General features: G+C 68.5%; 4 protein-coding genes and 1 pseudogene. All 5 read right to left on the reverse strand.

All coding sequences use genetic code 11. From position 1 onward, the window contains the following. Positions 1-213, reverse strand: a pseudogene (locus PUR53_RS01505) (ATP-binding protein); the annotation flags it as partial. Continuing rightward, positions 194-763, reverse strand: coding sequence for a DUF742 domain-containing protein (locus tag PUR53_RS01510; protein WP_045561500.1), 570 nt, complete (start codon positions 761-763; stop codon positions 194-196). The gene PUR53_RS01510 and the pseudogene PUR53_RS01505, both read right to left, overlap by 20 nt. A gap of 98 nt (positions 764-861) precedes the next feature. Beyond that, on the reverse strand, positions 862-1275 hold the full coding sequence (locus PUR53_RS01515; protein ID WP_037781109.1) for a roadblock/LC7 domain-containing protein: 414 nt from the start codon (positions 1273-1275) through the stop codon (positions 862-864). Between the two features lie 10 nt (positions 1276-1285). Continuing rightward, positions 1286-4522 (reverse strand): sensor histidine kinase, encoded by a 3237-nt coding sequence (locus PUR53_RS01520; protein ID WP_329907098.1) that lies wholly within the window; start codon positions 4520-4522, stop codon positions 1286-1288. Between the two features lie 398 nt (positions 4523-4920). After that, a partial coding sequence (locus PUR53_RS01525; protein WP_319669445.1) for a GTP-binding protein occupies positions 4921-5335 on the reverse strand: 415 nt, incomplete at its 5' end.

Genomic DNA, 5335 nt, shown 5'->3' on the forward strand with positions numbered 1-5335 from the left:
CATGGCGACCGTGGTGGTCGTCTTGTCCCCGGTGTGGGTGAGGTCGTCGATGCCCGCGGACGCGGACGTCATCACGGCCTCGGTACGCAGCGGGTTGATCTCCGAGACGGCCCCGACGAACGTGGTCTTGCCCACGCCGAAGCCACCCGCCACCACGATCTTCGCTGAGGTGGTGGAGCGGGAAGGACCGCCGCTAGAGCTTGCGAAGTCCACTGAGCACCCTTTCGAGCAGTGTCACGTCTGGCTGGCCGCCGGCGCTCTCGTCGCCGCCGGGCTGATGGATGGCGACCAGGCCCGCCTCCGCCAAGTCGGCGACGAGGATCCTGGCCACACCGAGGGGGATGGTCAGGAGCGCCGAGATCTCGGCGACCGACTTGATCTCTCGGCAGAGGTTGCAGATCCGCTGATGCTCGGGCAACTGGCCCTGCATCTGGTGCGGCTGCGCGGTGGTGTGCACCAGTGCCTCGATGGCGAGCTGGTAGCGCGGCCTGGTGCGGCCGCCCGTCATGGCGTACGGGCGCACCAGGGGGTTGGTCGCCGCTCCGGCGGGCGACGGCTCCGGGGTGCGGCGCTGCGGCTGCACGGGCTGGATGCGCGGCGCCGGCGGCTGGTCGTACGGCGAGGGGCCGGGGCCCTGCGGTGCGTACGGCTGCTGGCGGCTCGGTGCGGAGGGGAAGTTGTACCGGTTCTGGTCACCCTGGCCCGGCCCCTGGCCAGGGTAGGACCAGTTGCCCGACGATGAACCGCCTGGGGGTGTTGCCACGTTCTCTCCTCCTCCGACTGTGCTGGCATCCATGGCTCATTGGAAGCCGCGTCCCGAAACCTTACGGCCCCGGGACGTCAAAACGCACGGTCTGACTGTTAGTTGAGCAGGCTGCCCTGGAGCTCCGCACGAAGATCGGGCGTCAGGACCGAACCGGCACGGTCCACCAGAAGTGCCATCTCGTACCCGATGAGGCCGATGTCGGCTTCCGGATGTGCGAGTACGGCGAGCGAAGAACCGTCGGATACGGACATGATGAACAGGAATCCCCGCTCCATCTCCACAACCGTCTGATTGACGCTGCCACCTTCGAAAATGCGGGAGGCACCCGCGGTCAGAGAGGTCAGCCCCGACGCGACGGCCGCCAGCTGGTCGGCACGGTCGCGGGGAAACCCTTCGGACATCGCCAGAAGGAGTCCGTCGGCGGAGACCACCACCGTGTGCGACACCCCGGGGGTGTTGTCCACGAAATTGGTGATCAACCAGTTCAGGTTCTGTGCCGCCTGGCTCATCGGGCTCACACTAACGCTCCTGGTTGTAGGTGCTGTCAGGACCACTGTGCTGATTTCTAGTGGCCTGGCCGTTCGTTTCACTGCCTGCGTTGCGCCCACGCTGGACACCGCGGCGCAGGTTGCTCAGCCTGCCCCGGACGTCCTCGGGAGCGCGGGAGATCTGTGGACCTCCCTGCGGGGTCGTCGTGGCGGCTCCCTCGACCAGGTTGGCCTTGGGCACCCGCCGCGGCAGACCGGAGGAGGTGACCCCGCCTGCCTTGGGCTTCTTCAGCTGGGAGGCCTGCTGCCAGCGCTCGTCGTTGGCCGAGCGCCAGTCACCGTTCGGTCCCCCGGCCGTCGTCGGCTGCTGGTCCTGGGCCGTACCCTGTCGTCCGTTCACGGCGCCCGCGCTCGTGCCGCCCGCGCTCGCGGTGGAGCCGCGGCGGGGCAGGCCGGCGTCGGTCAGCGCGTGGCCGGCGGAAGGGGTGGGTCCCGGACGGTCGAAGCCTACGCTGTCAGGCTCCTTCACGTCAGCGGCCTGCGTGGATTCCGGTTCCGGAGCGTACTCGGAGCGGTACGAGCTCTGGTAGTCCTGCTGTTGCGGCCAGTCGTCCTGGTAGGACGGCTCTTCGAAGCCCGAGTACGTCTCCGGGGCGTGCGCGGCGGCCGCCGCGTGGTCCTCCTGGACGGACTCCGCATACGAGGGCTCGGGGTAACCGCCGGTAGCGCTGAACGTGTCGTTCCCGCCCGGGAGGTGCCCGTTGCCGTTCGCCATGCCGTTGCCCTGGCCGAAGTACGCCTCGTCGTACGACGGTTGCTGCGGCTCCTCGTACGCCGTCTGCTGGTCGTACGACCGCTGCGGGTCCGCGTACGTGGTCGCGCCGTTGTCGTAGGACGGTTCGGACGACTGGAAGTCGTCGCCGTAGCGCGGCGCCTCGGCGGCGGGCAGCTGCGGGTTCTGGTGCGCCTGGGACTCCAGGGCCGCGCGACGCTCCTCACGCATCAGGGAGCGGCCCACGGGGTCCAGGTCACGGAGGTCGTCCGGAACCTCGTACCGGCTGTCGTCGAAGCCCAGCTCGGCGGCGGTCCGCATCGGGGCGAGGCCCGGCTGCTGGAACGAGTGCTGCTCCGGGATGATCTGCGAGACCGTGAACTGGTCCGCCTGCGGCTGCTGCTCGCCACCGCCACCGTGGGTGATGACGTCGGGGAGCATGACCAGCGAGGTCGTACCGGCCTGCTCGCCCGAGGGGCGGAGCTGGACGCGGATGCCGTGCCGGTCGGACAGCCGTCCGACCACGAACAGACCCATGCGCTGCGAGATCGCGGCGTCCACGGTCGGCGGGTTGGCCAGCTTGTGGTTGATGTCCGCGAAGTCCTCGGCGGTGAGGCCGATGCCCTTGTCGTGGATCTCGATCATCACGCGGCCGTCGGGGAGACGGGTCGCGGTGACGCGGACCTTGGTCTGCGGGGAGGAGAACGTGGTGGCGTTCTCCAGGAGCTCGGCCAGCAGGTGCACGAGGTCGGTCACGGCGCGGCCGTGGATCTCGGCCTCCGGGACACCGGAGAGCTCGATGCGCTCGTACTGCTCCACCTCGGAGGAGGCGGCGCGCAGCACGTCGATCAGCGGGACCGGCTGGTCCCAGCGGCGGCCGGGCTCCTCGCCGGCGAGGACCAGGAGGTTCTCGCCGTTGCGGCGCATACGGGTCGCCAGGTGGTCCAGCTTGAAGAGGTTCTCCAGCTGGTCCGGGTCGGCCTCGTTGTTCTCCAGGTCGGTGATCAGGGTCAGCTGGCCCTCGATCAGCGACTGGTTGCGGCGCGAGAGGTTGGTGAAGATCGCGTTGATGTTGCCCCGCAGCAGGGCCTGCTCGGCGGCGAGCCGGACGGCCTCGCGGTGGACCTGGTCGAAGGCGCGGGCGACTTCGCCGATCTCGTCCGTGGAGGTGATCGGGATCGGGGCCACCCGGGTGTCGACCCGGCCGGGGTCGGTGCGCGAGAGCTGGTCGACCAGCATCGGCAGACGCTGCTCGGCGATGCCGAAGGCGGCGTTGCGCAGCTGGCGCATCGCCCGGCTCATCTGGCGGGCCATGATCCCGGCGATGATGAACGCGGCGAGCAGGGCGACGATGACGATGGCGCCGTTGATGTAGGCGTCGCGCTGGGCGTCCGAGGCGATCGTGCCGGCCTCTTCCACCGCGCGGTTGATCAGCTCGGTCTCGACCTCGCTGTAGCCCTCGAACTTCAGCGTGGAGGCCGCCATCCAGTTCTGGTAGGTGACGCCCTGCTTGGCGAGGTCCTCGCGGGAGGCACCGCTGCCGATCGCCTGGATCATCTTCAGCATGGTGTCCGGCGGCGCGACGTAGTCGGGGTTCTTCGCGGCGGCCTCGGCCGCCTGCTTCTTGCCCTCTTCCGTCTTCTGCGCCATGACCGACTCGAGCCGTGCGGCGTCGGCCTCGGTGCCGCCGGAGACGTACTCCTGTACGGCGATGTTCTCCAGGTACGCGTACGAGGTGAACGCGGTGACCTGCTGACGGAAGACCCTCTCGTCCTCGCTGGGCCGGACCAGCAGGTGGGTTCCGATCGAGCGCTGCAGAGAGGCGGCGCCCTTGGCGAGCGTGACCGCGTAGACCGTACGGCCGTACGCGGTGATGTTGCCGGTACCGAGGCCGAGCTCGTTGGAGAACTCCGCCAGGAGGTGCTCGACGGTGACGTAGCCCTCTTCGGTCTGTACCGGATCGGCGGCCCGGGTGAAGGCGGTCTGCCGCAGCTTCTCCAGCGACGGTTCGGCCTCCTCCACCAGGCGCAGACGGCGCTCCAGGCCCTGCCCGGACGGCATCCCCACGACCTCGGCGTGGAAGGCGTCGGCCTTCTCGTCGGTGAAGGCGCGGGCGTCCTTGACGACGTCGCTGTCCCGGTTGCCCTCCAGCAGAGGCTGGGCGGAGAGGTCACGCTCGTTGAGCAGCGCCTCGGCGTAGCTACCGGCGGCGGCCACGATCTTGGCGACCTTCTCGGCGTCCTTGGCCTCCTGCCAGGTGTCGATCGAGCCCTTCACCTGGAAGCCGCCCATGACCAGGCCGACCAGCACGGGTATGAGGAGAATCGCGTTCAGGCGAGTGGGTACACGCCAGTTGCGGGGGGAGAGACGACTGCCGCTGGGCGCGGGAACTGCCGTCGGCTCCGGTCCGGTCACTTGTGCGGGTGCCGCTCCGCGCGGCGGCGGGGTGAAGTTGCCCCGCGCCGACGGCTCGGGACCTTTCTTGCTTCGCCTCACTCGACCAACAACCTCTCGGCGCCGGCACCTACGTCGTGCCGCGGGTGACTCCACGCCCTAGTACGTCTTTGACTAATGGGCAGTTCAGGCATTCCAGCACGTCACGCTGAGGACTTCCAAACACTGGGAGGCAACGATTCCGCGTGATGTAAGTCCCAGATAAAACGGTCATAAAGAGCGAGCCCCGGCAAAAAGCGGGGCCATTGTGAGCGCAGCGGCACCGATCGACCGCGACGCGTGGTCGTACCACCCTATTTCTCTGTCGAAACGTTATGAACACCGAGGCCGACCGTGTCAAAGGACACAGCCGGCTCCGGTGTAACTACGACAACTGCCGTATGACGTTGTGGACTTGCGTCCTGTTTTTGGGCCCAGTCGTGGTGCTTCGGCCCTGTTTCCTAGCGCAGCCGCGCCATGAGCGCGTGCTCGACCAGGGTGATCAGGGCCGATTTGGCGTCCGCGCGGTGGCGGGCGTCCGTCGTGATGATCGGGGTGTCGGGTCCGATCTGGAGCGCCTCACGCACCTCGTCGGGCGTGTAGGGCTGGTGCCCGTCGAAGCCGTTGAGGGCGATGACGAAGGGCAGGCCGCTGTTCTCGAAGTAGTCGACGGCCGGGAAGCAGTCGGCGAGACGCCGGGTGTCCACCAGCACCACGGCGCCGATGGCACCGCGGACCAGGTCGTCCCACATGAACCAGAAGCGGTCCTGGCCGGGGGTGCCGAACAGGTACAGGATCAGGTCCTGGTCGAGGGTGATGCGGCCGAAGTCCATGGCGACCGTGGTGGTCGTCTTGTCCCCGGTGTGGGTGAGGTCG

Origin of the sequence: Streptomyces sp. SP18BB07 (genome assembly GCF_036322545.1) — a bacterium.
In the GTDB taxonomy this organism is placed as follows: domain Bacteria; phylum Actinomycetota; class Actinomycetes; order Streptomycetales; family Streptomycetaceae; genus Streptomyces; species Streptomyces deccanensis.

Bases quoted from the DNA above. Each gene is read 5' to 3' on its own strand.
- PUR53_RS01515 (WP_037781109.1), bottom strand. From the start codon at position 1,275: ATGAGCCAGGCGGCACAGAACCTGAACTGGTTGATCACCAATTTCGTG.